The following is a 26,481-nucleotide window of genomic DNA, read 5'->3' as shown; positions in this document are numbered from 1 at the left end:
ATTATATATACGAGCCTAGAGTGAAAATAGACCAAGCAATGAAAAAAAATACAGGATTCTTTGATCAAGAATCCTGTAATTGATGTAAATTTGCTTGTTCAATTGTAACCATCTGTAAATGGGGTTCTTTAAATATACTTCTTGAAATTTCAATAAAGATTTCTAAATCGCCTGTTGTATAAAACTGATGAACCGGGTAATAATCGTCTTTATTCAACAGGTGATGCACATCTAAAATCGTACTTGTTTCTCTGGCTGTTTCTTCACTTGAAGATATAATTGTTATTTCTTCACCAACAACGGATTGAATCGTATTTTTTAATAAAGGATAATGTGTGCATCCTAATATTAAGGTATCCATTTTACTATATTGCAGTAGTGGAGATAACGTATCTTCTACTACCTCCCTGGCTTGTTGTCCTTCAAGAATACCTTGTTCTACCATTGGTACAAACATCGGACATGCCAGAGCTGATACTTCCAATTCATCTTTTATATTCTTAAGCGCATTGGTATATGCATTGCTCCTAACCGTACCTTCTGTACCAATAATACCTACATGATTGGTCTTCGTAAATTTAATAGCAGCTCTTGATCCTGGCTGAATTACTCCAATTACAGGTATATTCAAGTTTTCTTTTAACGATTGCAATGCAAATGCGGTAGCAGTATTACAGGCCACAACTAGCATTTTAATATCTTTTTCAAGTAAGAAATTAACCATTTCCCAAGTAAATTGCTGGACTTCTTCTTTTGATCTTGGTCCATAAGGGCATCTAGACGTATCACCTAAGTAAATTAATTTTTCTTTTGGTAACTGTCGCATTAGTTCATGTGCTACCGTTAATCCCCCAACACCAGAATCAATGACCCCAATTGCTTGCTTCACCAGTATCGCCTCTTCTTTGAAGTTTTGTTCTCATTACATTCAACCCCATTCCACTCTAACTTCATATAAAGTGAAATTATTGCTGAATGTATCCATTTTACATTGCACTACGGGAAATTGAAATAGCTTCTCTCTTAAAAACTTCTTATTATTTTTTGCCTACTTCTTTCATTTGTTCATGTAGATAGGAAAGCAATTCATGTAAACCTTCAATTTGTTCCTCTGAAAAGTCTTCCAATACTTCTCCTAGATATGCTTGTCGTTTCTCAATAACCTCTTGAATAATTGTCTCCCCTTTTTCCAGTACATGAATTCGAACGACACGTCTATCCTTCGAATCTCGCACTCTTTCAACTAGCTTATTTTTCTCCATACGATCAACTAAATCTGTTGTCGTGCTAAACGCAAGGCTAATACGGTTTGACAATTCACCAATCGTCATATCTCCTTCTTCTAATAGCCATTGCAGTGCAACAAACTGTGGAGAAGTTATCGGGTAATTATTTAAAATCTGTCTCCCTTTTTGTTTAATAATTCCAGATATATATCGCATTCGTTTTTCAATTCGATTAATGGCGTCTGATGTTTCGTACGATCTCACAAAGTGACCTCCTACAATAATTACATGTATATAGTTATTTTACATAATGAAACAGTCTCCCGTAAAGCAATATTCGTTTACAATGAAACATTAGCAGTTCATTCATTTTATTCGAAGATGTATTTTTTGCTAATACAACCAAAATTACCTGCATTATTCTTCGTTTATCGGGTAAATATGGAAGGTAAAAATTCTTTTCAAAGAATTCGTTTGTACCCTGGCAAATGTACGCACCGAATCAATGATTTCACATAAGCTATATTGACTAAATAATTTCCCTTCATTCTGCAGCTCTATTGACAGCAAGGAGGGGTTAACATTTGAAGGACAACGAGTATAAACCGAAGCAATTATTAACTAAACGAGAAAAAGAAGTTTTCGAGCTGTTGGTACAAGATAAAACAACAAAAGAAATTGCCCAGGAATTATTTATTTCAGAGAAAACTGTCCGCAACCACATTTCAAATGCTATGCAAAAGCTAGGAGTTAAGGGGCGTTCACAGGCTGTAGTAGAGCTCCTTCGCATGGGGGAATTGAAGCTCTAATCAAATCGGCTTTCCATTTAGGAAAGCCGATTTAGGTTTGTGTTTTACTTCAGATTAAGGACGTTTTCATCTCATCAGGTAAAGGAACAGTTTTCCCTGTCTTCGGATCAATATAGACGAGTCTACCTCTTCCTGTTAATGAAATCTCCTCTTTATCATTTAATACCATATAATGCAGATCAATGGAGGATTTTCCTACATGATTTGCCTTAACATATACACGAAAAGATTGGTCAAAGTACATTTGTTGAATGTAGTCACATTGTAAATCGGATACAACTGGAATCGCTCCAACTTCTCCCTCTTCCACAAACAAACCTTTGGATTTCAGGAATTCAATTCGAGCCTGTTCAAAATATATAAATGGCGATGTATTATTCACATGACCGAATAAGTCTGTCTCTGAAAAGCGGACTTTTATCGGTATGAAAAATAAAAAAGAGGCTCGCCATGTTTCTAGATTATCTATGTATGAAATGCGCAATCGACATCCCTTCCTTGTTTAAAAATATGCTCTTAAAAACACTACTGATCCATTTGGGAAATAAATGGTTGTGATTATCAAATACCAAGTAGAGCGCTATTCTCCTGTATGTAATCTATTTGGATTGTATCTTTCTTCCCTTTTAAAAAGGCCCAACCATCTGGGTAGGGCCTCTTTTAACTATCTTTTTAATGTGCGTGGTCACTTCCAAAGAAGTTTTTGAATGCTTGAATATTTGTTGCACGGTTCATGGCAGCAATAGATGTAGTAAGTGGAATTCCTTTTGGACAAACTTCTACACAATTTTGTGCATTTCCACATCCGTCGATTCCGCCATCTTCCATCAAACCATTTAAGCGCTCACTGGCATTTAGCTCGCCTGTTGGATGTGCATTAAACAAACGTGCTTGCGATAAAGCAGCAGGTCCAATGAAGTTGGATTTATCGTTTACGTTTGGACAAGCTTCCAAGCAAACACCACAAGTCATACATTTTGATAACTCATAAGCCCATTGACGCTTTTTCTCTGGCATACGTGGCCCAGGACCTAAGTCATGCGTACCGTCTAGCGGGATCCAAGCTTTCACCTGTTTAAGCGCATCGAACATACGATCTCTATCCACGATTAGATCTCGTACTACTGGAAACGTCGACATTGGCTCTAGTCGTATTGGTTGTTCCAATTGATCGATAAGTGCGGCACAAGATTGGCGAGCTGTTCCGTTAATCACCATGGAGCAAGCCCCGCATACTTCTTCTAAACAGTTCATATCCCATTGTACCGGTGTCGTTTTCTCTCCATTGGCATTGACTGGATTTTGGCGAATTTCCATTAATCCAGATATAACGTTCATATTTTTTTTGTACGGAATGTTAAACGTTTCCTTATAAGGAGCAGAATCAGGGCCGTCTTGTCTAGTTATTATAAAAGTAACTGTCTGCTTATCAGCCATTCTTACTTACTCCCTTCACTTTTTTTCGTATAATCACGTTTTCGTGGTTTAATTAGTGATACATCAACATCCTCATAGGAGAATTCCGGTGAATTAGATGTTTGATCAAATTGCGCAATTGTCGTTTTTAACCATTCTTCATCATTTCGATCAGGAAATTCCGGTTTATAATGAGCCCCACGGCTTTCATTACGGTTATAAGCACCGAGGGTAATTACACGCGCAAGATGAAGCATATTTTTTAATTGACGTGTGAACATTACTCCCTGATTACTCCAGCGAGAGGTATCATTAATATTAATATTATCCCAGCGTTCCTGGAGTTCTTTAAGTTTTTCATCCGTTTTTAGTAGTTTGTTATTTTCACGAACTACTGTAACGTTATCCGTCATCCATTCACCTAGTTCTTTATGAAGCTGATACGCATTTTCGGTTCCATCCATTTTCATCATTTTCTCAAAACTATCTTGTTCTTCTTGTTCTTTCTCTTCATATAAGCTTGAAGGCAGATCATCAATATGTTTGTCCAAACCTTCAATATATTTAATTGCACTTGGTCCTGCAACAGATCCACCATAAATTGCAGAAAGTAAAGAGTTTGCTCCTAAACGATTGCCGCCATGCTGTGAATAATCACATTCGCCAGCTGCAAAGATTCCAGGGATACTTGTCATTTGGTCGATATCTACCCATAGTCCACCCATTGAATAATGTACTGCTGGGAAGATTTTCATTGGAACTTTTCTCGGGTCTTCTCCAACAAATTTCTCATAGATTTCAATAATACCACCAAGCTTAACATCAAGCTCCTTTGGATCTTTATGAGATAAATCAAGATAGACCATATTTTCTCCGTTTATCCCTAACTTCTGATTAACACAAACATCAAAGATCTCACGTGTAGCAATATCACGTGGGACTAGGTTACCATAAGCAGGATATTTCTCTTCTAAGAAGTACCATGGTTCACCATCTTTATAGGTCCAAATTCGGCCACCTTCACCACGTGCTGATTCACTCATTAAACGTAATTTATCATCGCCAGGGATGGCAGTTGGATGGATTTGAATAAATTCTCCATTCGCATATTTTGCGCCTTGCTGGTATAACTTGCTGGCCGCAGAACCTGTATTAATCATGGAGTTCGTTGACTTACCAAAAATAATACCAGGACCACCTGTTGCGAAAATAGTTGCATCAGAAGGAAAAGCTTTCATCTCATGTGACTTAATATTTTGAGCCACAATTCCTCTTCCGACTCCTTCATCATCGATAACGGCACTAACAAATTCCCAATTCTCATATTTTGTAACAAGACCTTCTACTTCATATCGACGAACTTGCTCGTCAACAGCATAAAGTAATTGCTGACCTGTCGTTGCTCCTGCATATGCTGTACGATGCATTTGTGTTCCACCAAAACGACGAAAATCTAATAGTCCTTCAGGTGTACGATTAAACATAACCCCCATACGGTCAAACATATGTATAATACCAGGTGCTGCATCACACATTGCTTTAACCTGCGGTTGGTTTGCTAAAAAGTCTCCACCATATACTGTATCATCAAAGTGAAGCCAAGGAGAATCTCCTTCTCCTTTTGTATTTACTGCACCATTAATACCACCTTGAGCACATACAGAGTGAGAGCGCTTTACAGGAACAATAGAAAACAGATCTACATTGACTCCTGCTTCTGCGGCTTTTATAGTTGCCATTAAGCCAGCTAACCCTCCGCCAACTACGGCAATTTTACGATTACTCATGTCTAATACTCACTCCCTCTTCGATTAATTTAAACCCCGTACGCAAATGTAATTAATGTTCTTATGCCAACATAGCTTAACGCTAAGAAGACAATTACGGTTGCATATGTAACGATCTTTTGGGACTTTGGCGATTGGGTAATACCCCAAGTAACGCAGAAGCTCCATAGCCCATTCGCAAAATGAAAAACGGTAGATACTAGTCCGATAATATAGAACCAGAACATAATTGGATTACTAAGGATACCTTCCATTAAGCTATAATCTGCTCCGTGTGAGCCGATTGCAATTCTAGTTTCCCAAACATGCCAGATTAGATAGACAAAAGTAATAACTCCCGTTACACGCTGTAAGACAAACATCCAATTACGGAAAAAACCATAATTCTTAGTATTGTTCCTTGCTACAAATACAATATAAACCCCTAGAATAGCATGAAACAAAATAGGCAGGTAAATTACTACAAATTCCAACAGTAATCGAAATGGTAAGTTATGCATGAAATCTGCAGCTTGATTGAAGTTTTCTTCACCATAAACAGCAAAATGATTCACCACCAAGTGTTGAATCAAGAAAATACCAATTGGAACCACGCCTAAGAATGAGTGTAATCTTCGAGTTAAGAACTCACGATGCTCTGCCAATGTGTTACCCCCCTTTAGTTTAATCAATTGTTTAGTATCAATTTGTTGTACATTATTCGAAAGATCAACCCAATACAATCTCATAAAAAAAGGAAAGTTCTGCGAGTTGATATTGTACAATTTGTGACATGTTTATTGTACTTCTAACTCTATAAAGCGTCAAGAAAACGGTACCTTAAAATTTAGAAATATTATTTCGCTACTTCTTGCAGAAAAGATCAATGATTTCTCTTTGTATACTTGCGTAAATGCTAGATTATATAGATAATATAACTAGTATCTGTATGTACATCGTTAGCTCATCCCTTATTAAGGTTGACGGGCTGTAACACCCCTTATCAGGAAAACATTTCTGAAAACAAAGAAGGGAAGCGGGGAGATGCCCCATTGGTTAACGATTTACTTTATGGTTGAGAAGAGAGGATGACCTTCATGACAAACAAACGTGATGCCTTGATATCCGTTTCAGAAATTGAAGAATTACATACGGCAGGAGCCGGTTATGATATTCTACGATACATAGGCTTACCTGAATTATTAGGAAAGGAATCTCCTACTCTCTTATATTTTATGGGGAGAATGCTTGCTAGAAAATTCGAGCTTCAGACGATTGAAGACATTGTATTTATTTTCGATAATTTAGGTTGGGGAAAATTAGAGTTAGTCAAAGATAAACGAAAAGAAATGACTTTTCAATTGATGTCCGATTCCATCGCTAAACGGTTAAACGCTTCGTTCGAGGCTGAATTTCGTCTAGAATGTGGTTTTTTAGCAGAGGCACTACAAATTATTCAACATTATGATTGTGAATGCGTGGAGACAATTCATTCACGAATACATCAGGTTGAAATTACTGCTGTATTCACAAATTAAAGAAAGAGCAGTAGTTGATAACTGAATCTATCACCTACTGCTCTTCTAGTTTAGAACCATTTAAATGCTTAATTATGGCATGGGCCGTGTTTTTTGGTATACCTAATTTACTCAAATCTTCAATTGCAGCATGCTTAATATCATTAATGGACTTAAAATGGGTCAATAATAATTTTCTTCTTTTTTCACCTATACCTGGTATTTTATCTAACTCTGATTGAAATGCACTTTTCCCACGTAGCTGTCTATGAAATGATATCGCAAAACGATGGACTTCATCTTGTATTCGTTGTACCAGATAAAACTCCTGAGACTTTCTATCTAAGTCCATTACTTCAGGCGGAAAGCCATATAGGAGTTCGCTTGTTTTATGTTTATCATCCTTAGCTAACCCACATAAGGGAATATCTAATCCTAATTCATTTTCTAATACATCCAATGCTGCGCTCATTTGCCCCTTCCCTCCGTCAACAATGATTAAATCAGGAAGTGGCAATTTATCTTTTAACACTCGTTTATATCTGCGTCGAATAACCTCACGCATTGTATCATAATCATCTGGACCTTCTACATCGCGAATCTTATATTTACGGTACTCTTTCTTATTTGGCTTTCCGTCAATGAATACAACCATTGCAGAAACAGGATCCGTTCCTTGGATATTAGAATTATCAAAAGCCTCGATGCGATGCGGAGTTTCGATATTTATTTTTTCTCCCAATTGTTCCATTGCAACAATCGTTCGTTCTTCATCTCGCTCGATAATGGAGAACTTTTCTTTTAGTGATATTTTAGCATTTTCGGCAGCAAGCTCCACGAGTTCCTTTTTTCTCCCTCGGTAAGGAGTATGAACATCGATTTCTAATAGATGCTTCAATAATTCAACATCTGTTCCTATTGGAACAAGGATTTGTTTTGGTTTAAGATGATTCTGATGCAGATAGAATCTCCCGATATAACTAATAAAGGTTTCTTCTGCCTCATCAAAAAATGGAAAAATAGCTACATCTCGCTCGATTAACTTTCCTTGCCGAATAAAAAATACTTGGATGCACATCCATCCTTTGTCAAAACTATATGCAAAAATATCACGATCGGTCTGATCATTAAGCGTCATTTTCTGTTGCTCCATTACCGACTCGATATGCTGGATTAAATCACGTAGTTCCTTTGCCCGTTCAAAATTAAGTTGCTCACTAGCTTCTTGCATTTTTGTCGTTAAATCTTTTTTTATTGACTTATATCCACCATGTAAAAACGAAACTACGTTCTGGACAATGTCCGCATATTCTTCTTTCGATGGAGGGGTTTCACTGCAAGCGTAACACTGATGCATATGATAATAGAGACATGGCCTTCCAGGTGGATTGTTACATTTTCGAAGCGGGTAAAGCCGATCAAGTAATTTCTTTGTTTCTCGAGCTGCGATAACATTGGGATACGGTCCAAAATACTTCCCCTTATCCTTTTTTACCTTTCTTGTAATTAAAAGTCTAGGATGTCTTTCTGAGGTAATTTTTAAGTATGGATAGGATTTATCATCTTTAAGCATGACATTGTATTTAGGATCATATTTTTTTATCAAATTCATTTCTAAAATCAATGCTTCTATTTCCGAAGAAGTTACAATATACTCAAAGGTTTCAATTTCTTGCACTAAGCGTTGTGTTTTACGGTCATTGGCCCCAGTAAAATAAGAGCGTACGCGACTTTTTAGTAATTTAGATTTGCCAACATAGATGACGGTATCATATTTATCTTTCATAATATAACATCCTGGTTTAGCAGGAAGTACAGCTAGTTTCTCTTTAATTAACTGATTCATATGTCCATCCAATCCCTTTAAAAATCCCTTGTCACAACAAGTAACAAGGGATTTTTCTGTTTACATTCTACTGATTAGTATATCATTATTTAGGCATGTTTGTTAATTAAATCAACTAATGCCTCTTTCGGTTGGAAACCAATTACTTGGTCTACCACATTACCATCTTTAAACAGTAATAATGTCGGAATACTCATTACGCCATATTTGCCTGCAGTTTCTTGGTTTTCGTCTACGTCTAATTTTACAATCTGTACTTTATCTTCCATTTCTCCATCAATTTCTTCAAGAACAGGTGCAATCATCTTACAAGGTCCGCACCAAGGTGCCCAAAAGTCAGCTAATACTAAACCCTCTGCTGTTTCTTTAGAAAAATTTTGATCTGATACATTTATAATCGCCATTCGTATCTTCCTCCTCAAATAAAGCTAAATTCTTACGTTGAGTATACCATCGTTAGTATTACCTTACTAATATTTTGCTTATTCATTCAAAATCAACTGGAAATATGCTTATACAGTATAATTAAAAAGCTCTGTAAATAGCTATCTACAGAGCCTTCCATTATCATACCGTTACTTTAAGCTTTTTTATCTCTTCTATCAACAACGGAATCACTTCAAACAAATCCCCAACAATGCCATAATCCGCTACATTAAAAATATTGGCTTCTGGGTCTTTATTTATGGCTACAATTACTTTCGAGTTAGACATTCCAGCTAGATGTTGAATAGCCCCTGATATCCCAACAGCAATATATAAATCAGGTGTTACTACCTTACCGGTTTGCCCAATTTGCAAGGAATAATCACAGTATTCTGCATCGCAGGCTCCACGTGAAGCACCAACTGCTCCTCCTAAAACTTCCGCCAATTCATAAAGTGGTTTGAAACCGTCTTCACTTTTAACGCCGCGTCCCCCGGCTATAATAATATTGGCTTCTGATAAATCTACCCCTTCTGACGCTTTTCTTACGACATCTTTAATTACCGTACGGATATCGGTAATCTCGAGATCCTTTGGTGTGATTTCACCCGAGCGTGCTTCATCTCGTTCAAGTGCAGGAATATTATTAGGACGAATGGTGAAAAAGGTCAGGCCATCAGTAATGATCTTCTTTTCAAATGCCTTCCCAGAATAAATTGGTCGAATAAATTGCACATGATCCCCATCCACTTCAATATCGACAGCATCGGAAATCAAACCAGTATTCAACTTACTTGCAATCTTAGGAGTTAAGTCTTTACCAATTGCCGTATGCCCCATAACAATACTTGTTGGTGACTCTTCGTTTACGATTGCTAAGATCGCCTGTCCATAACCTTCAGAAGTATAAGCTTTTAATTGTTCATGAGAAATGGTAATGACTCGATCAGCACCGTAATAAATCATTTCCTCTCCCAGCGCCTGAAGTTCACCATTTCCACAAATAACGCCTACTATTTCACCTTCTTCATTTATTTTCTTTGCCGCTGCAATTGCCTCATAAGAGACATTTCGTAATGAACCTTCTTTTACTTCACCAATTACTAACAATTTATCACTCACGTAAATTACTCCTCTCTGTCGTTATGATTAAAGTACCTTTGATTCATGTTTAAGTAATGAAACTAGTTCTGTTACTTGATCATTCATTTCCCCTTCAAGAACTCTTCCAGCTTCTTTTTCAGGTGGCAAGAATATATCTATTGTCTTTGATTTCGGAGCAACTTCATCTTCATCCAAATCCAAATCATCAATTTCTAGTTCTTCCAATGGTTTTTTCTTTGCTTTCATTATCCCTGGAAGTGATGGATAACGCGGTTCATTTAGTCCTTGTTGACAAGTAACTAAAACCGGTAATGAAGCTTCAATAATTTCCACATCACCTTCCACATCTTTCTCAATGTTTACCTTATCTCCATCAATCTTTAAACTTGTTATTGTAGTAATGTATGGAATCCCTAATGATTCAGCTAACCGTGGTCCAACCTGACCGCTTGCTTCATCAATGGCAACATTTCCTGCAAGGAGTAAATCCACATCTTTTTCCTCAAAAAACGCTTCCAAAATTTTAGCCGTTGTAAATTGATCGCCATCCTCAAGGTCATCTTCCGTATTAATGAGTACTGCTTTATCTGCTCCCATTGCCAGCGCAGTACGCAATTGTTTCTCAGACTCCTCGTCACCAATTGTTACAACCGTTACTTCGCCACCATGTTCATCACGCTGATTAATTGCTTCTTCCACCGCATATTCATCATATGGATTAATGATGAATTCAGCCCCGTCTTCTTCAATCTTGCCATTGGATACATTTATCTTTTCTTCGGTATCAAATGTCTTTTTTAATAATACATAAATATTCATATCAATTCCTCCTTTAGTTTATCTATCCTGGAAGTTTGGTTTACGTTTTTCGATAAATGCCTGCACACCCTCTTTGGCATCTTCCGTGCCGAATACTTCACCAAAGGCCCTAGCTTCCTCTTCAATCCCAAGATCAAAATTTTTGGTTTTTGCATACGGTAATAGGTGCATCACTTGTTTAATTGATAATTTTCCTTTTGCTGCAATTTTTTCTGCCAAGCGCTGGGTTTCTTGTTCCAACATTTCCTCATGAACCACTTTATTTGCTAACCCGAACGAATATGCTTCTGTACCAGTTATTGGTTCCCCTGTTAAAATCATCTCATAAGCTTTTGCTGTACCTACGTAATGTGGTAATCGCTGTGTACCAGCAAATCCCGGTATAATTCCTAATGTGATTTCAGGTAATCCTAACTTCGTATTCTCTGTAACAATTCTTATATGACAAGCCATTGCTAACTCCAGGCCACCACCCAAAGCAGCACCATGAATAGATGCGATAACAGGAATTGAGAAATGTTCAATTCGATTAAATAATTCCTGCCCCCGTTTTGCTAGTGATTCATAATCAGATGCTTGTTGCAAGGAAGTAAATTCTTTGATATCTGCTCCGGCAGAAAAAAATTTCCCATCCCCTTTAATAACAACTGCCTTGACGCTTTCAGCAGCTTCTACTTCATCTAATTGATGAGCTAAATCATTTAATAGAGTACTAGATAAAGCATTTGCAGGTGGACTTTGAATCGTTAAATACGCTACTTGGCTCTCAATATTTAAAGCTAGTGTCCCCAAAGTTTCTCCTCCTTTTTCCAAAGAATGTGTTGTTATGATAGGGTTAGACCTTCGGTTAAAAGGGTATGAACCTCTTTAGCTTGCTCTATCAGTTGATATTTCCTTTCTTTCATAACCCAATTTGTAACCGTTTCATCTAGTGTACCAAAAATCATTTGACGAACAAGTGGTATATTCAAACTATTTCGGAAAATACCTTCTTTCATTCCCTCTTGAACAATCGAGTCAATTACTGTCAAATATGGTTTCAGTACATTATTAATTTCTAATCTTAATTCAGGATTTGACTGCCTTAATTCTAACTGCGTGACAACTGCTAAATGAGGATCCTTACTTAATTGACTGAAATGCAGCTGAATTAATTCGTACAGCTTCTCATTTGCATTGTTCTTATTTTGAATAGCTTCGGTTATATGGTTAATAAATTGCCCCATTTTTTCTTCGAACACAGAAATTAATATGTCTTCCTTGTTTTTAAAATATAAGTATATGGTTCCGTCAGCTACGCCAGCTTTCTTTGCTATTTTAGATACTTGTGAAGCGTGATAGCCATTTTCTGCAATAACTTCTACTGCCGCTTCAATAATTTGATTATACTTCGGTTTATTCTTTTTCATCGTACTCTCCTAACAATTACAAGCATAAAATGAATGATTATTCATTCATAATGATAGCTTCTTTTTCCCTTAATGTCAATAGATAGCTTGTACTTGTTATTGGAAAAAAAGAGCTTTTCGCTCAAATAGTTGTTGCTTCTTCTATTTTCGTATCATCTTCGACTAATTGTCTGCGTAGTATTTTACCTACTGCTGTTTTCGGAAGTTCATCGCGAAAATCATATTTCTTTGGAACTTTATAAGCGGCTAAATGCTTTCTACAATGGGTATTAAGATCTTCCTCTGTTAGATTAAATCCTTGTTTTAACACAACGTATGCTTTTACTGTTTCTCCACGGTATGGGTCGGGAATACCAGCAACGACCGCTTCCTGTACTGCCTCATGTTCATATAGAACTTCCTCTACCTCTCTCGGGTAAATATTATACCCACCAGCAATTATCATGTCTTTCTTTCGATCAACAATATAAAAATAGCCATCCTCTGTTTGATAACCTAAATCACCTGTAAACAGCCATCCATCTTTCAATACTTGATCCGTTTCTTCAGGGTTATTCCAATATCCCTTCATTATTTGAGGCCCTTTTACTGCAATTTCCCCAACTTCTCCAATTGCGGCTTCCTCCATTGTTTCCATATTAAAGATCTTTGAATCCGTATCCGGCCATGGTACACCAATACTACCATTCCTTCGTTGATGCCATACAAAATTGGCATGTGTTACCGGGGATGATTCAGTTAAACCATAACCTTCAACTAACTTCCCCCCAGTTACCTCCTCAAACTGCTCTTGTACTTCTGTTGGTAGAGGAGCTGATCCACTGATACAAGCTTCAATTGATGATAAATCGTAATTTGTTAATTTTGGATGATTTAACAAACCAACATAAATCGTAGGTGCCCCAGGAAACAATGTTGGTTTTTGTTTGTGAATGGTTTTCAATACCTCCGTAGGGTCAAATTTAGGTAGCAGGATCATTTTCGCACCAATAAGTATCGAATTATTCATAACAGCAGTCATTCCATATACATGAAAAAACGGCAATACCCCTAACACAATTTCTTCACCAGGTTTTGTTTTGTATACCCAAGCGTCACACATTTCTACGTTCGATACCAGATTATAATGTGTTAACATGACTCCTTTTGGAAATCCTGTTGTTCCACCGGTATACTGTAATAAAGCCAAATCTTCTTTTGAATCAATCGTTACTGGCTCATAGGTTGCTCTGGCCGTTTCCATAATATATTCCCATGTATGCATATCCTCTCCTTGCTCTGCTTTTACTACCATATTATATTGTCTTTTTTGAATATATGGGTAAATGATGTTTTTGGGGAATGGTAAATAGTCCTTCAGACATGCAACTATTGTATGTTTAAGATCGGTATTGTCCTTTACATTAGTCACTCGCGGCAATAAAACGTCCAGACATACGATAAAGGTAGCTCCCGAGTCATTCAATTGATACTGTAGTTCCCTTTCTTTATATAACGGGTTGGTTTGCACAACGATACCGCCAGCCATTAAAGCACCATAATAACAAATCACTGACTGCGGGCAGTTGGGTAACATGATAGCTATTCGGTCGCCTTTTTCCATCCCAAGCATTTGAAGATAATTAGCCATTTTAGCTGCTTGTGTGTAGAGCTCTTCGTAAGCTAACTCTTTACCCATGAAATGAAGCGCTTTCTTTTTCGGGAAACGTTCTGCGCTTTTTTGTAATAATGAATGTAATGGTTTTTCGTCATAATGCATAGAGGGCTTAATCTCAGGTGGATAATGTTGATGCCAGCTTTTTGTGTTTTCCATGGTTTCTCCTCCTTTTATCTTATTTTATACCTATTATACCGATTAATTTCAATTTTTTAAAATTTAATGTAACTTTTTTATTACATTTTTATTTGTCAATATAGAATCATCGGAATGGACTGATAAATATAGGTGTTTTTTTCCGTTTTTTCAACGCTAAGTTTTATACATTTTTACAAAAAAAGCTTGTAGAAAACAGCGGAAACTATTTCTACAAGCTATAACTTCACCGGGCAAGTAATTATATCAAAAATTTTATTTATATAAGCCATATAATTCCTACCACAATAAATACAACGGCCACAACGATTAAAATTTTCGCTAACCTGTCTAGAACCATGTATTCCTCTCCTTATCCTATACTTGCTCCAATGACAAAAGCTAGTCCAATCGATATCATCATGGATATAAATCCAACAGCTTTATTTCCACGACCAATCTCTTCATCTACTTTTAACATCGGCGTTAAAAATTCAAAAATAAAATAGCCTATAAGAAGCAGCAGGAACCCAAGGACTCCCCAGCCTATGCTTTGCAGCAGTGTATCGTTATGTTCAATGGAATAACGGAAAATGGTAGCAATTCCAAATATCTTACCTCCTGTTGCCATCGCCACTGCAAAATTTCCTTTTTTGATTTCTTCCCAATTTTTATATGTCGTTACAACTTCAAACACTGCTAAGAACACAAGCGTACATAAGATTACTACACTATATCTGGCTGCTGTTTCTACAACGATATTTTCCCAAAAAGCTGCCATCAAATACATATCCTTCACCCCGATATATCAGACTATTTCAAACTAATAACGGTAACACCACTACCACCTTCACTCGACGAGCCTGGTCTTGCTTCACTAATTCGAGGATGATTTTTTACAAATGTCTGTACGCCCTTTCGTAATGCACCTGTACCCTTTCCATGGATAATTGATACCTTTGGATAACCAGCTAATAATGCATCATCAATATATTTTTCTAATTTTAATAATGCATCCTCATAGCGTTCTCCACGTAGATCAAGCTCCGTTTTCACATGGTAAGTCGATCCTTTAATAGTTGTTAGAGGTTTCTCAACCGATTGTTTCGTTTTACCTAACAACTGTAAATCTTTTCGTTCTACTTTAACTTTCATAATTCCAACTTGTACAAGATATTCATTCTCATTTACTTTCTCCAAAACAGTACCTTTTTGGTTAATGGTTAGTAATTTTATTTCATCTCCAACCTGAAGTTCTTTCTGTTGCTCCTGCTTACCACCGTAGGATTTTTGTTTCTCTTGTTTCGAAGTAAGTTGCGGTTTTGTCGAATCAAGTATTTTCTTAGCTTCAATCCATTCATGTTCTTTCCATTCAGCCTCTGTTCGCATATTGCGAATCTCTTCTACAATCAACTCCGCATCTTCACGTGCCTTTTTAATAGCAGCTTCTGCTTTCTCTTCGGCTTTTCGATACAAGACTTCCCGTTTTTCCATCAATTGATTCCATTCACGTTGCAACTCACCATGAAGTTTTTCGGTTTCCTCTAAAAGCTGATAAGCCTCTTCATAGTCCTTTGCCGCATTTGTTTGTGACTTCTCAAGTGAAGCAATCATATTCTCCACACTTTTCGAATCGATACCGACATGCTTCTGTGCCTCCTCAATAACATATTGATGAAGTCCAAGCCTTTTTGAAATTTCAAACGCATTACTTCTGCCAGGAACCCCTAATAACAAACGATAGGTTGGCTGCAATGTTTGAACATCAAACTCTACAGATGCATTAACAACTTGGTTACGATTATATCCATATGCTTTTAATTCTGGATAATGTGTTGTTGCGATGACACGTGCGTCACGACTTATTACTTCATCCAAAATCGCCATCGCTAAAGCTGCTCCCTCTTGTGGATCGGTACCTGCACCTAATTCATCAAACAATACAAGCGTTTGATCATCCACATGTTTTAAAATATCCACAATATTTGTCATATGAGAAGAAAACGTGCTTAAATTTTGCTCAATTGACTGCTCATCACCGATGTCAGCATAAACCTGCTTAAAAACTGCAAGTTCACAACCATCGTAAGCAGGTATTTGTAAACCTGACTGCGCCATTAACGTGCATAGACCGACTAATTTTAATGTGACGGTTTTGCCACCCGTGTTTGGTCCAGTAATAACAATCGAAGTAAACGTATTACCAATTTCTATGTCGTTTGCTACAACAGCTTCTTTATCAATTAGAGGATGACGTGCTTGCTGCATTTTTATTATGCCATCGTTATTCATACGAGGCATTGCTGCTTTCATCGATTCACCAAGTTTGGCTCGTGCAGCAATAAAATCTATCTGCCCTAATACACGAACGTTCTCCTGTAAAAAACCCTCCTCGCTTGCAATATGATTGCTTAGTTCCCTTAGTATCCGGTCTATTTCTTGTTTCTCTTTAACAACTGCTTCTTGTAATTGATTATTTAAATCCACTACTGCTTTTGGCTCCATAAAGAGTGTTTGGCCTGATGCTGATTGATCGTGAACAATCCCACCAATTGCTCCACGATACTCTTGCTTTACGGGAAGGACATAGCGATCATTTCGAATGGTGATAATAGCATCGGATAACATACTGCTTTTCGATTTTGTAAAGCTTTCTAACCTTTCTCTCACCCTACTTTCAAATGTACGTATTGATGAACGAATACCTCGAAGCTTTTGGGATGCACTATCCATCACTTGGCCATGATCATCAATACAGCTTTTAATATGCCGTTCTAAATCACGTAATGAAGTAATATGTTCTGCATACTTTTTTAAAATAGGTAATTCTTCTTCCAACTTCATAATAAAGTCCCTTACCTGTCTTCCACCATAAATCGTACTAGCTACATCCATACATTCACTTGTCGTGAGAACTCCACCAATAGAACTTCGTTTTAAACTTGCACGGATATCAAAAATGCCGCCCAATGGTATGGATTTATTTAATCTGCGTATTTGTGAAGCTTCATCCGTTTCTTGCTGTAAATGTACCACTTCTTCCATCTCTGTAGAAGGATTTAGCTGCTTAGCCAAATCCTTTCCTAAACTCGTTTCTGCATGATTTATTAATTGTTCAATTATTTTATTATATTCAAGTACACGAAGAATTCGATCATTCATGTTTTTTACTACTCCTTTAAGCTATCTTATTTATTACGATTAAAGAAGGCTGTTAGCTCATCTGGAGACCACGTATTTAAAACCGTTTCTTGTTTAACCCAGCCTTTCCTCGCTACTCCTACTCCATACTTCATATGCTCTAGCATTTGATAGTTATGGGCATCTGTATTTATTGCCAGCTTCACTCCATTCGCTTGCGCTATACGTGCCCACTCATAAGATAAATCAAGTCGGTTTGGGTTCGCATTTATCTCCAATGCCGTATTAGTTTGTTTCGCCTTTTCAATAAGTGTTTCGACATTAACTCGGTATCCCTCTCGTCTACCAAGCAGCCTTCCTGTTGGGTGAGCAATTAACGAAACATAAGGGTTCTCTAACGCGGTTTCTAATCTATACATAATCTTATCCTCTGTTTGATTAAAGCTGGAGTGTATAGCTCCGATTACAAAATCCATTTCTCGAAGAAAATCTTCTGAAAAGTCTAGCTGTCCATCAGGTAAGATGTCCATTTCTACTCCAGAAAATATTCGAATATCATGATACCTTTCATTTAGCTTCGCAATTTCTTCCCGTTGCTTTCGTAGTCTTGTTTCATTTAAGCCATTGGCTACACTTAAGTACTTGGAATGATCCGTTATCGCAATAAACGAGTACCCTTTAGAACGTGCCTGGTTGACCATCTCTTCAATTGACTGCGCCCCATCACTCCAGGTTGTATGCATATGTAAATCACCTTTTATATCATCCAACGCTAGTAATGGGTACGTCGTTTTGAACGCGTCTGTTTCCCCTGTATTTTCTCTTACTTCTGGTGGAATATAAGTTAAGTTAAAATGATTAAAAAATTCCTCTTCCGTATCAAATGTAAGAACTTCGTGCGTTTCTTCTACTTCAATTCCATATTCATTAATTTTTTCCCCTCGTGCTTTTGCCAGCTGCCTCATAGCAACATTATGATCTTTAGATCCTGTAAAATGATGCAAGGTTGAGGCAAATTCCCGTTTCTTTACAATTCGAAAATCAACATTAATATCATAAACATCCTCTATAACTACCGAAACTTTTGTATCTCCTTTGGCAATAACTTCTTTTATGTTATCCATATTTAATAAAGCGTCTCGGATAATAGTTGGTGAGTCAGTGGAAATAATGTAGTCAATGTCTTTCACTGTCTCTCGCATTCTTCTCAAACTTCCTGCTCTAGAGAATTTATCTATTTCGTTAATTTGAGTCAAGTAATCTTCAATACCTTCAGCGATAGGCAGCATAATAGATAGCGGTAACCGTTCAGGTCGTTTTCCCGCTTCATTCAATGCAGCCACTATTTTCTCTGCAGACTTCTTCCCAAAACCAGCAAGGCTTTCAACCTGGCCATTTTCACATGCGCGCTTTAATGAAGAAGCATCAATTACCCCAAGTTCTTGATATAATTTCGCGAGCTTTTTTCCACCTAACCCTGGTAATTGAAGTAGAGGGAATAAGCCTTCAGGGATTTCCTTTTCAAGTTGCAGCAATGTTTCAGACTTCCCATTCTTCATATATTCTTGAATAACAGCACTTGTACCCTTTCCAATTCCATTTATTTTCGTAAAATCGTCAATATCCGTTAGGGAACGATCATCTCGTTCTAGGGCTTGGGCTGCTTTACGATACGCACTTATTTTAAAAGGGTTTTCTCCTTTTAGTTCTAAGTAAGTTGCTATTCTCTCCATTAATTTAATAATATCTTTTTTATTTACTTTCATTTCCATTCACCTATCTTGTCTATAGTTGTTCATTCAGTTGACCATCCAAGATGAGTACTTTATGCTGTTTCGTTACACACCAGAGTTATACAGCTTCGGATATTTTAGAGCGGCTGAACGACGGTTCCTTGCCTATCAAACTTATAAAAAGACTGGTCCCAACCAGTTACTTATTTGTACCTTCATACAATGTAATCCTGTTGATTAGAACCAGCCTTTTCAATATTTATTAATTTGTAAACATATCTGCCATATGATTAAACCATAATTCCCTAATTTTTTCAGAAAAATACGGCGTATGTTCAATCATAAATAAAGCGATTGAAGAATCATTAATCCATGTTTGGACCTGGACAACCGGTACTAATGCTAAAATATATAAAACAATAAACAATAGTAAGTAGATTTCAATAAATCCTAAAATAGAACCTAGAAGTTTATTGACTGAATTTAAAATTGGTAACGAAGCAACAAAATCTAGCATCGATGCTATCAGTTGAAGGATAATTCTTACTGCAATAAAAATAATCACAAACGCAATTGCATTATAGAATCCATTTTCTAATGGCAATGCTTGTAAGAATTCCGCCCATTCACCGTTTTCTCCTAAGTCAGGATAAGGAATCCATAATGAAAGTTTCGGTCCTAAATCGTCATAATAAAGAGCCGCCGCTACGAAAGCTGCTATAAAGCCCACAATATGAAATAATTGAAGAATAAACCCTCTTTTTAAACCGATTAAAAAACCGAAAATCAATAATATTAATAGTACGATATCCATCATTTTTTTATTTATCCTCTTTCTTTTTTAATGACCCTAATAAAGATGCGTAGTCCTCTTTTAATTTTAAATAGTCATTCATTGTATTTACAGCTGTTAACACAGCCAATCTCGTAGTGTCAAGCTGCCGATTTGCCTGTTGAATTTCACTCATTTTTTGATCAACTAAGCTAGCGACCAATTTGACGTGGCTTTGGGCTTCTGTGCCAATGATCGTATAAGTTCGATTATGTATTTCCACAGTCGTACGTGTTTTTTCTTCCTGGGCCACGTGTTTACCCTCCTCAGAATCTAAATTGTGTTTTTGTATAGAAGGATAGCTACGAATAGAGCTATACCGTTATATTTGTTACTTACCTACTAGCCGCTTGTAACAGAAAATGATCACAAGCTTATAAATTTAGATGTAGTACAGCGAACTAAGCTGATAGCAACCAATGAGAAATGCCAATGTACTTTATTAGTTGCTTCAGTAGGATTTTATGCCTTTGTACTCATCTTATCTTAACATGAAGTATATCGTTTAGGAAACTGTCGACTACTGTAAATGAATCCAACCATTTTTTGTAAATGTATTTCTAAATCGAACAAGGTTTGCTATAGTTTTAGTTACAATGAAGATTGGAGAGATTCATATGCCTCAGGCAGTCTATAAACTTTCACAGCAAACAATATACCAAATGAAGCACTACTATCAAAGCTCGTTAACCACTACACCTCAAGGAGCAATATTTCGAGCTAAAACACCCGAGGCAGTTATTACCGCTTATAAGTCAGGCAAGGTTCTTTTTCAAGGTGCAGCACCAGAAAAAGAATCAAAAAAATGGGCAAACACTAATGAAGTGGTTGCACCTAAAGCAGCATCTCGTTCACAGAGGACACCTCATGCCTTTGTCCCACCAACTACCTTATACACATCCAACCATATGGGTACGGATGAAGCTGGTACGGGAGATTATTTTGGTCCAATAACCGTAGCAGGCGTTTATCTAACTCAAGACCAAATTCATTACTTAAAAACCATTGGTGTCACGGATTCGAAGACAATAACCGATACAAAAATTCGTGAATTAGCGAAAAAAATTACTGCTATGAATATACCGTATTCGCTTATGGTTTTACGCAATGAAAAATATAATCAACTGCAAAAAAAGGGATGGTCACAAGGGAAGATGAAAGCAGTTCTTCATCAACACGCCATTAACAAATTACAAGAGAAAATACAAGGGCAGCAAATAGAAGGTATCATTATTGATCAATTTTGTGAGCCGCCTATCTACCAGCGGCATATACGATCCGAACAATTATCTTTATTACCTCACACCTACTTTCTAACCAAAGCCGAAAGCTATTCTACAGCCGTTGCAGCTGGTTCGATTATTGCAAGAGCTAGCTTTTTAAAAGAGATGGATGCCTTATCAAAATCTACCGGGATGACACTACCAAAAGGTGCATCAAAAAAAGTCGATGAAACCATTGCGCAGATCATCCATAAATATGGATGGGATTTCTTAAACAAATGCGGGAAGACACATTTCGCTAATACTAAAAAAGCGAATACCTACTTATAAGTTTTAAAAAAAGACAATGAGCCACTAGCTCACTGTCTTTTTATTTAAGAGCGAATATATGCTTGATATTTCTGTGTTACTTCCTCAATAATTTTTTCAAACGATGCTTGTATTTCTTCATCCGTTAAGGTTTTTTCGGGGTCTTGATAAACCAAGCTATATGCTACTGACTTTTTGCCTGCCTCCATGTGTTCCCCTTGATAAACATCAAATACATCAACCTGTTTAACTAACGGCGCCCCTGCCTCTGCTATCGTCTTTTTCACTTCTCCAGCCAAGACATCTTTATCCAATACAAAGGCAATATCTCTAACTATTGAAGGATACTTTGGAATTGTTTTATAAGTCAGAGATGGAGTATAGGCATAAAATACCTCATCCATATTAATGTCAAAAACATACGTTTCTTTTAAGTCCCATTGTTTCTGCAAGCTAGGATGTACTTGCCCGAGGAAACCGATTCTCTTATGACCGAGCTTTAATTCCGCTGTTCTACCAGGGTGCATATCCGCAATCTTAGCTTGATTAAATGAAACAGAGACATCTAAATAATCAAACAGCTTTTCTACGATGCCTTTTAGCACATAAAAGTCTACCGTTTTATTATCCTGTTGCCAAGGGTGATCCATCCATTTCCCTGATATTGCTCCAGCCAATCGGAGACGCTCATCAGGTTGTTTCGTTAATTCTCTTTCTTTCGTTAAGAAAACACTGCCTAATTCATAATAGGCAAGATCGATTTGATTTCTTGCTTGATTATGTGAAATGACACGTAGTAATTCAGGCAATAGACTTTGGCGTAAGTATTTATGATCTTCACTCATAGGAAGCTTTAATTCAATAGGAACAAACTGTCCTTCCTTAATTTCTGGACTAATTAATTTGGATACCGCATTATCACTTATTAATGTATACGTACGGCTCTCCATCAGACCAGCGCCCTCTAATAAGCTCTTTACTTTTCGGATCATTGCCTGTTTATTTGTTAATGCTCCAGCCTGTGATGCACCTGCCGGAAGGGTGTACGGCAACTGATCATAGCCATAAATACGAGCCACTTCTTCTAACATGTCTTCAAAGATGGTGATATCCCCACGGCGAGTTGGTACAGACACAGTAATTTGGTCGTCATGTTGTTCGAATGCAAATTGTAATCGATGCAGTATATCAACGATCTGCTTCGTTTCCAATTCTGTACCAAGGCGTTTATTGATTTCAGTAGTGTCCATTTCCACTTGCTTCTCGGTTTGGTCCAATTCATCAAATTCTACAACATGTTTTAAAATGGTGGCATCTGCATACTGCTCTAATAATTCACAAGCACGTAATCCTGCTAATTTAACACGGTTTGGGTCAATACCCTTTTCAAATCGTGTACTGGATTCACTTCGTAAACCGGTTGATTTCACAGCATTTCTTACAGCATTCCCGGCAAAAAATGCAGCTTCAAGTAATACATTGGTTGTACCTTCTGTTACCTCTGTATTCAACCCGCCCATTACACCAGCTAATGCAATCGGCTCCTTGCCATTGGTTATGACAAGATGTTCATTAGACAAGGTTCTTTCTTGTTCATCTAATGTAACAATTGCTTCTTCTTCCTTTGCCCGACGCACTACAATCTTATCTGAATCTAATTTATCATAATCGAATGCATGCAGTGGCTGACCGTATTCTAACAAAACATAATTAGTAATATCCACTACATTGTTAATTGGTCTGATCCCGGCGGCAATTAAGTAATTACGCATCCATAGCGGAGAGGGGTTAATCGTTACATTACGAATGATGAATGCCCCATAGTAGGGATTCCATTCTGGTGCTTCTACCTCAACAGAAATAAACTGATGCGCGTCTTCCTCTACCATGGCAGGTTTTGGATTCGGAAGCTTAACAGGTTGATCAAGTATAGCTGCCACTTCATAAGCAACACCTAACATAGATAAACAATCTGCTCGATTTGGAGTTAAATCAAATTCCAAAATAGCATCGTTCAAATTTAGAATTGGCTCTACTGGCTCTCCTACCGTTACAGCCTCTGGAAAAACAAAGATACCTTCAGCCACATCTTTTGGTACATATTTTTCTTCAATACCTAATTCTTGCAATGAACAAATCATCCCATTTGATTCAACACCGCGTAATTTTACTTTTTTAATTTTAAAGTCTCCCGGAAGAACAGCACCAGGCTTTGCTACCGCAACTTTTTGCCCTTGCGCTACATTAGGTGCACCACAAATAATTTGTAACGTTTCTTCCCCTACATCCACTTGACAAAGATTTAATTTATCAGCATTCGGATGCTTTTCACAAGAACGAATATAACCAACAACAACATTTTCGCTTTTTTCTGCTACATACTCTATTCCATCCACTTCAATACCAGATTTTGTGATCTTTTCTGCCAATTCTTCTGGACTAATTGAACCTATGTTTACATAATTCTTTAGCCAATTTAATGAAACTAACATGTCTCAGCTTCCTCCCTACGCATTATGGTATTGCTTCAAAAACCGGATATCATTTGTGTAAAATTGACGAATATCATTAATGCCATATTTTAGCATTGCGATCCGTTCAGGCCCCATTCCAAATGCAAAACCGCTATATACTTCTGGATTATATCCAGCCATAGATAATACATTTGGATGTACCATTCCAGCTCCCAATATTTCAATCCAGCCAGAGCCTTTACAAACCGAACATCCATCTCCATGACATACTTTACATGAAATGTCCATCTCTACCGAAGGTTCTGTAAAAGGGAAAAAGCTTGGTCGTAATCGGATTTCACGATCCTCCCCATACATTTTCTTAGCAAAAGTATCTAAGATCCCTTTTAAATCACTCATCCGAACATGCTTATCAACATATAATCCTTCAATTTGTGTGAATTGATGTGAATGTGTAGCATCATCTGTGTCACGACGATAAACTTTTCCTGGCGAAATCATTTTTACTGGTTTATTTCCACCATACTCTCTCATCGTTCGGGCTTGTACGGGTGATGTCTGTGTACGCATAAGCAATTCGTTTGAAATAAAAAAGGTGTCCTGCATATCTCTTGCTGGGTGGTTCTTTGGTAAATTTAACGATTCAAAATTATAAAAATCAGTCTCTACTTCAGGACCTTCTCTTACTTCAAATCCCATTCCTATAAATAAATCCTCTATTTCTTCAATAACTTTTGTTAGTAAATGCGGGCCTCCAATTTTTACTGGTCGACCTGGAAGGGTAACATCGATTGCTTCTTTTTCTAATTGTTTTTCAAGTGCAATTTGTTCCAGTTTTTCTCCTTTTTCCTCAAGTGTCGTTGTAATCTTCTCACGAACCTGATTTGCTAATTCCCCTACAACTGGCCTTTCTTCCTTCGATAGTTTGCCCATACCACGAAGCACACTCGTTAAAGACCCTTTTTTACCTAGATAGGTAACTTTAATATCTTGAAGTGTTTTCGTATCATTTGCATTTGCAATTTTTTCTAGCGCTTCTTTTTCAATTGCTTGTAACTGCTCTCTCATTTTTGGCACTGCCTCCTTTTTTATCTACCTTTTCAGTGTAATTGTAAACAACGGCAATTCAGACTTTTGTTCAATCTTTAAATAAATTGCATATAAAAAGCCTCCTCCCAACAAGGGACGAGGCTTTGTCTTCGCGGTACCACCCTATTTAACACATCCCTAGAAACTACGCAGAATGTGCTCAACTTCTTCCTGATAACGGAATCGATCCGGAATACCTTTACTTGTTTACAAGGTCCAAGTATCTGCTCCAGAGTGAAATGATAACTTCCAATATGATGAAATGCTTCCAGTCTATGGCATTCCTCCCTATAATCATATGATAGTAGGGTTATCGGTCTCCTTCAACGCATTACATATTATTGTATTTATATTATAGAGAATTTATTTTAAGGATGCAACATTATCCTTTTAAATAATACATAAGAATTCCTGCAGCAACACTTACATTTAAAGATTCCGCATCACCATAAATAGGAATTGTTACTATTTTATTAGCATCTAAAAGAAATTCTTGTTTTATCCCATTACCTTCATTACCTACAATTAATGCTGTTTTTTGTGATGGCTTGAGCGTTGCATAATTTTCTGCATGCTCTAATGCTGTAGCCCACACTTCGAACCCAAGTTCCTGAAGTCGTTTTATTTCTATTTGAAGATCAGCCTGTCTTACAGGTATATGAAATAAAGAACCTTGAGTGGATCGAATTACTTTATCATTAAAGATATCAACTGTATCTTCTCCAACAATTATTTCAGAAAACCCAGCTGCATCTGCTGTACGAATCATTGTACCTAGATTCCCAGGATCTTGAATTGCATCTACAAGTAATACTTGGCCTTTTGAGACTGGTACATACTCTTCTTTCATGGTTATAATTGCAGCAATCCCTTGCGGAGAATTCGTCTGTGAAATCATACCAAATACTTGTTCACTTACGAATACAGTTGGTATGTCATTACAAAATTCAGGAATATGATTCCCTTCCTGAAGAATAATCTCATTTAATTGCCAGTTACTTTTCCAAGCTTCTTCCACTAAATGAAATCCTTCTATCAAAAATGTGCCAGTCTTGAATCGTTCTTTGCGCTTATGTAATTTTTTCCATACCTTTACTTTGTCATTCTTGACAGAAGTAATCAATATCATCATTCCTCACTATTTAGTGTCTATCCTATCATACATATTTTAAGCAATATAGGTCAAACTAACTCTAGTCTAGTTCTAGACACTTAGCTAGTAGTACTACTTTATCTAATGAGGTGAGGAATTTGGATTTAAATTTACGTAAAGCCATCTTGTCGAATATTGCTTCCAATGATCAAGAGCAATTAGAAGCAACCATTGTTGACGCTGTTCAAAATGGGGAAGAAAAAATGCTTCCTGGTCTTGGTGTTTTGTTTGAATTGATATGGAAACATTCAGATGAACAAGACAAACAAGATATGATTGAAGCACTAGAGCAAGGAGTAAAACAATCTACAAACGGATAAGTGTATATTTTGATCATTCCTTCTCTCCTATACGCATTCGTTAAAAACAAATCAAGAAAGTACTTGCTAACTTGTAG

General features: G+C 37.0%; 25 protein-coding genes. 4 read left to right on the top strand and 21 right to left on the bottom strand.

From position 1 onward, the window contains the following. Positions 1-64: 64 nt before the first annotated feature. A complete protein-coding gene (gene racE / locus M948_RS33935) occupies positions 65-889 on the bottom strand; it encodes a glutamate racemase (RefSeq protein ID WP_021290944.1) in 825 nt (274 codons plus the stop codon). Positions 890-1,037: 148 nt separating this feature from the next. Next, the gene (locus tag M948_RS33930; RefSeq protein WP_021290943.1) at positions 1,038-1,490 is read right to left on the bottom strand and encodes a MarR family winged helix-turn-helix transcriptional regulator; all 453 of its coding nucleotides are present in this window, start codon (positions 1,488-1,490) and stop codon (positions 1,038-1,040) included. A gap of 320 nt (positions 1,491-1,810) precedes the next feature. Between M948_RS33930 and M948_RS33925 the strand changes: the two genes are divergently transcribed. Continuing rightward, positions 1,811-2,035 carry a helix-turn-helix domain-containing protein gene (locus M948_RS33925; RefSeq protein WP_010651078.1) on the top strand — a complete coding sequence of 75 codons (225 nt, stop codon included), beginning with the start codon at positions 1,811-1,813 and terminating at the stop codon, positions 2,033-2,035. 49 nt (positions 2,036-2,084) lie between these two features. Here M948_RS33925 and M948_RS33920 read toward each other — a convergent pair whose 3' ends face one another. The 4 genes from M948_RS33920 to M948_RS33905 all read right to left on the bottom strand — a co-directional run bounded on the left by M948_RS33920 (position 2,085) and on the right by M948_RS33905 (position 5,882). Next, positions 2,085-2,519 (bottom strand): acyl-CoA thioesterase, encoded by a 435-nt coding sequence (locus M948_RS33920; RefSeq protein WP_021290942.1) that lies wholly within the window; start codon positions 2,517-2,519, stop codon positions 2,085-2,087. Positions 2,520-2,707: 188 nt separating this feature from the next. Then, positions 2,708-3,472 carry a succinate dehydrogenase iron-sulfur subunit gene (gene sdhB / locus M948_RS33915; RefSeq protein WP_021290941.1) on the bottom strand — a complete coding sequence of 255 codons (765 nt, stop codon included), beginning with the start codon at positions 3,470-3,472 and terminating at the stop codon, positions 2,708-2,710. Between the two features lie 2 nt (positions 3,473-3,474). Beyond that, positions 3,475-5,238, bottom strand: coding sequence for a succinate dehydrogenase flavoprotein subunit (gene sdhA / locus M948_RS33910; protein WP_021290940.1), 1,764 nt, complete (start codon positions 5,236-5,238; stop codon positions 3,475-3,477). A 29-nt stretch (positions 5,239-5,267) separates the two neighbouring features. After that, positions 5,268-5,882, bottom strand: a complete 615-nt coding sequence (locus M948_RS33905; RefSeq protein WP_021290939.1) for a succinate dehydrogenase cytochrome b558 subunit — start codon at positions 5,880-5,882, stop codon at positions 5,268-5,270. 432 nt (positions 5,883-6,314) lie between these two features. Between M948_RS33905 and M948_RS33900 the strand changes: the two genes are divergently transcribed. After that, complete coding sequence (locus tag M948_RS33900) at positions 6,315-6,755, top strand: YslB family protein (RefSeq protein WP_021290938.1); 441 nt, start codon at positions 6,315-6,317, stop codon at positions 6,753-6,755. A 34-nt stretch (positions 6,756-6,789) separates the two neighbouring features. On the opposite strand, the gene uvrC is transcribed toward M948_RS33900, so the two are convergent. The 12 genes from uvrC to zapA all read right to left on the bottom strand — a co-directional run bounded on the left by uvrC (position 6,790) and on the right by zapA (position 20,089). After that, positions 6,790-8,580 carry an excinuclease ABC subunit UvrC gene (gene uvrC, locus M948_RS33895; RefSeq protein ID WP_021290937.1) on the bottom strand — a complete coding sequence of 597 codons (1,791 nt, stop codon included), beginning with the start codon at positions 8,578-8,580 and terminating at the stop codon, positions 6,790-6,792. Positions 8,581-8,669: 89 nt separating this feature from the next. Continuing rightward, positions 8,670-8,984, bottom strand: coding sequence for a thioredoxin (gene trxA, locus M948_RS33890; RefSeq protein WP_021290936.1), 315 nt, complete (start codon positions 8,982-8,984; stop codon positions 8,670-8,672). 163 nt (positions 8,985-9,147) lie between these two features. Then, positions 9,148-10,128: an electron transfer flavoprotein subunit alpha/FixB family protein gene (locus M948_RS33885; protein ID WP_021290935.1), complete on the bottom strand. Its 981-nt coding sequence runs from the start codon at positions 10,126-10,128 to the stop codon at positions 9,148-9,150. Between the two features lie 27 nt (positions 10,129-10,155). Continuing rightward, positions 10,156-10,929: an electron transfer flavoprotein subunit beta/FixA family protein gene (locus M948_RS33880; protein ID WP_021290934.1), complete on the bottom strand. Its 774-nt coding sequence runs from the start codon at positions 10,927-10,929 to the stop codon at positions 10,156-10,158. A gap of 18 nt (positions 10,930-10,947) precedes the next feature. Further along, positions 10,948-11,721, bottom strand: a complete 774-nt coding sequence (locus M948_RS33875; protein ID WP_021290933.1) for an enoyl-CoA hydratase — start codon at positions 11,719-11,721, stop codon at positions 10,948-10,950. Positions 11,722-11,753: 32 nt separating this feature from the next. After that, on the bottom strand, positions 11,754-12,338 hold the full coding sequence (locus M948_RS33870; RefSeq protein WP_021290932.1) for a TetR/AcrR family transcriptional regulator: 585 nt from the start codon (positions 12,336-12,338) through the stop codon (positions 11,754-11,756). A gap of 121 nt (positions 12,339-12,459) precedes the next feature. Further along, on the bottom strand, positions 12,460-14,151 hold the full coding sequence (locus M948_RS33865; protein WP_021290931.1) for a long-chain-fatty-acid--CoA ligase: 1,692 nt from the start codon (positions 14,149-14,151) through the stop codon (positions 12,460-12,462). Between the two features lie 352 nt (positions 14,152-14,503). Continuing rightward, positions 14,504-14,911, bottom strand: coding sequence for a DUF350 domain-containing protein (locus M948_RS33860; protein WP_021290930.1), 408 nt, complete (start codon positions 14,909-14,911; stop codon positions 14,504-14,506). Between the two features lie 32 nt (positions 14,912-14,943). Continuing rightward, complete coding sequence (locus M948_RS33855; RefSeq protein WP_021290929.1) at positions 14,944-17,292, bottom strand: endonuclease MutS2; 2,349 nt, start codon at positions 17,290-17,292, stop codon at positions 14,944-14,946. A 26-nt stretch (positions 17,293-17,318) separates the two neighbouring features. Further along, positions 17,319-19,037, bottom strand: a complete 1,719-nt coding sequence (polX, locus tag M948_RS33850) for a DNA polymerase/3'-5' exonuclease PolX (RefSeq protein ID WP_021290928.1) — start codon at positions 19,035-19,037, stop codon at positions 17,319-17,321. Positions 19,038-19,266: 229 nt separating this feature from the next. After that, positions 19,267-19,821 carry a CvpA family protein gene (locus M948_RS33845; protein WP_021290927.1) on the bottom strand — a complete coding sequence of 185 codons (555 nt, stop codon included), beginning with the start codon at positions 19,819-19,821 and terminating at the stop codon, positions 19,267-19,269. 4 nt (positions 19,822-19,825) lie between these two features. Next, positions 19,826-20,089, bottom strand: coding sequence for a cell division protein ZapA (gene zapA, locus M948_RS33840; RefSeq protein ID WP_021290926.1), 264 nt, complete (start codon positions 20,087-20,089; stop codon positions 19,826-19,828). 364 nt (positions 20,090-20,453) lie between these two features. On the opposite strand from zapA, the gene rnhC reads away from it, so the two are divergent. Beyond that, positions 20,454-21,389, top strand: a complete 936-nt coding sequence (gene rnhC / locus M948_RS33835; RefSeq protein ID WP_021290925.1) for a ribonuclease HIII — start codon at positions 20,454-20,456, stop codon at positions 21,387-21,389. Between the two features lie 44 nt (positions 21,390-21,433). Here the strand turns inward: rnhC and pheT are convergent, their stop codons facing one another. The 3 genes from pheT to M948_RS33820 form a co-directional block, all read right to left on the bottom strand. Next, positions 21,434-23,860, bottom strand: coding sequence for a phenylalanine--tRNA ligase subunit beta (pheT, locus tag M948_RS33830; RefSeq protein ID WP_021290924.1), 2,427 nt, complete (start codon positions 23,858-23,860; stop codon positions 21,434-21,436). 15 nt (positions 23,861-23,875) lie between these two features. Further along, positions 23,876-24,910, bottom strand: coding sequence for a phenylalanine--tRNA ligase subunit alpha (gene pheS, locus M948_RS33825; RefSeq protein WP_021290923.1), 1,035 nt, complete (start codon positions 24,908-24,910; stop codon positions 23,876-23,878). Positions 24,911-25,313: 403 nt separating this feature from the next. After that, on the bottom strand, positions 25,314-26,054 hold the full coding sequence (locus tag M948_RS33820; RefSeq protein ID WP_031335474.1) for a TrmH family RNA methyltransferase: 741 nt from the start codon (positions 26,052-26,054) through the stop codon (positions 25,314-25,316). Between the two features lie 128 nt (positions 26,055-26,182). Here M948_RS33820 and sspI point away from each other — a divergent pair, with 128 nt between their 5' ends. Further along, the gene (gene sspI / locus M948_RS33815; protein WP_021290921.1) at positions 26,183-26,404 is read left to right on the top strand and encodes a small acid-soluble spore protein SspI; all 222 of its coding nucleotides are present in this window, start codon (positions 26,183-26,185) and stop codon (positions 26,402-26,404) included. Positions 26,405-26,481 lie beyond the last annotated feature (77 nt).

The organism is Virgibacillus sp. CM-4, from assembly GCF_000445495.1.
In the GTDB taxonomy this organism is placed as follows: domain Bacteria; phylum Bacillota; class Bacilli; order Bacillales; family Amphibacillaceae; genus Virgibacillus; species Virgibacillus salexigens.
Note: the sequence above shows the minus strand (reverse complement) of the source record. Positions and strands in the feature narration are given on the sequence as shown.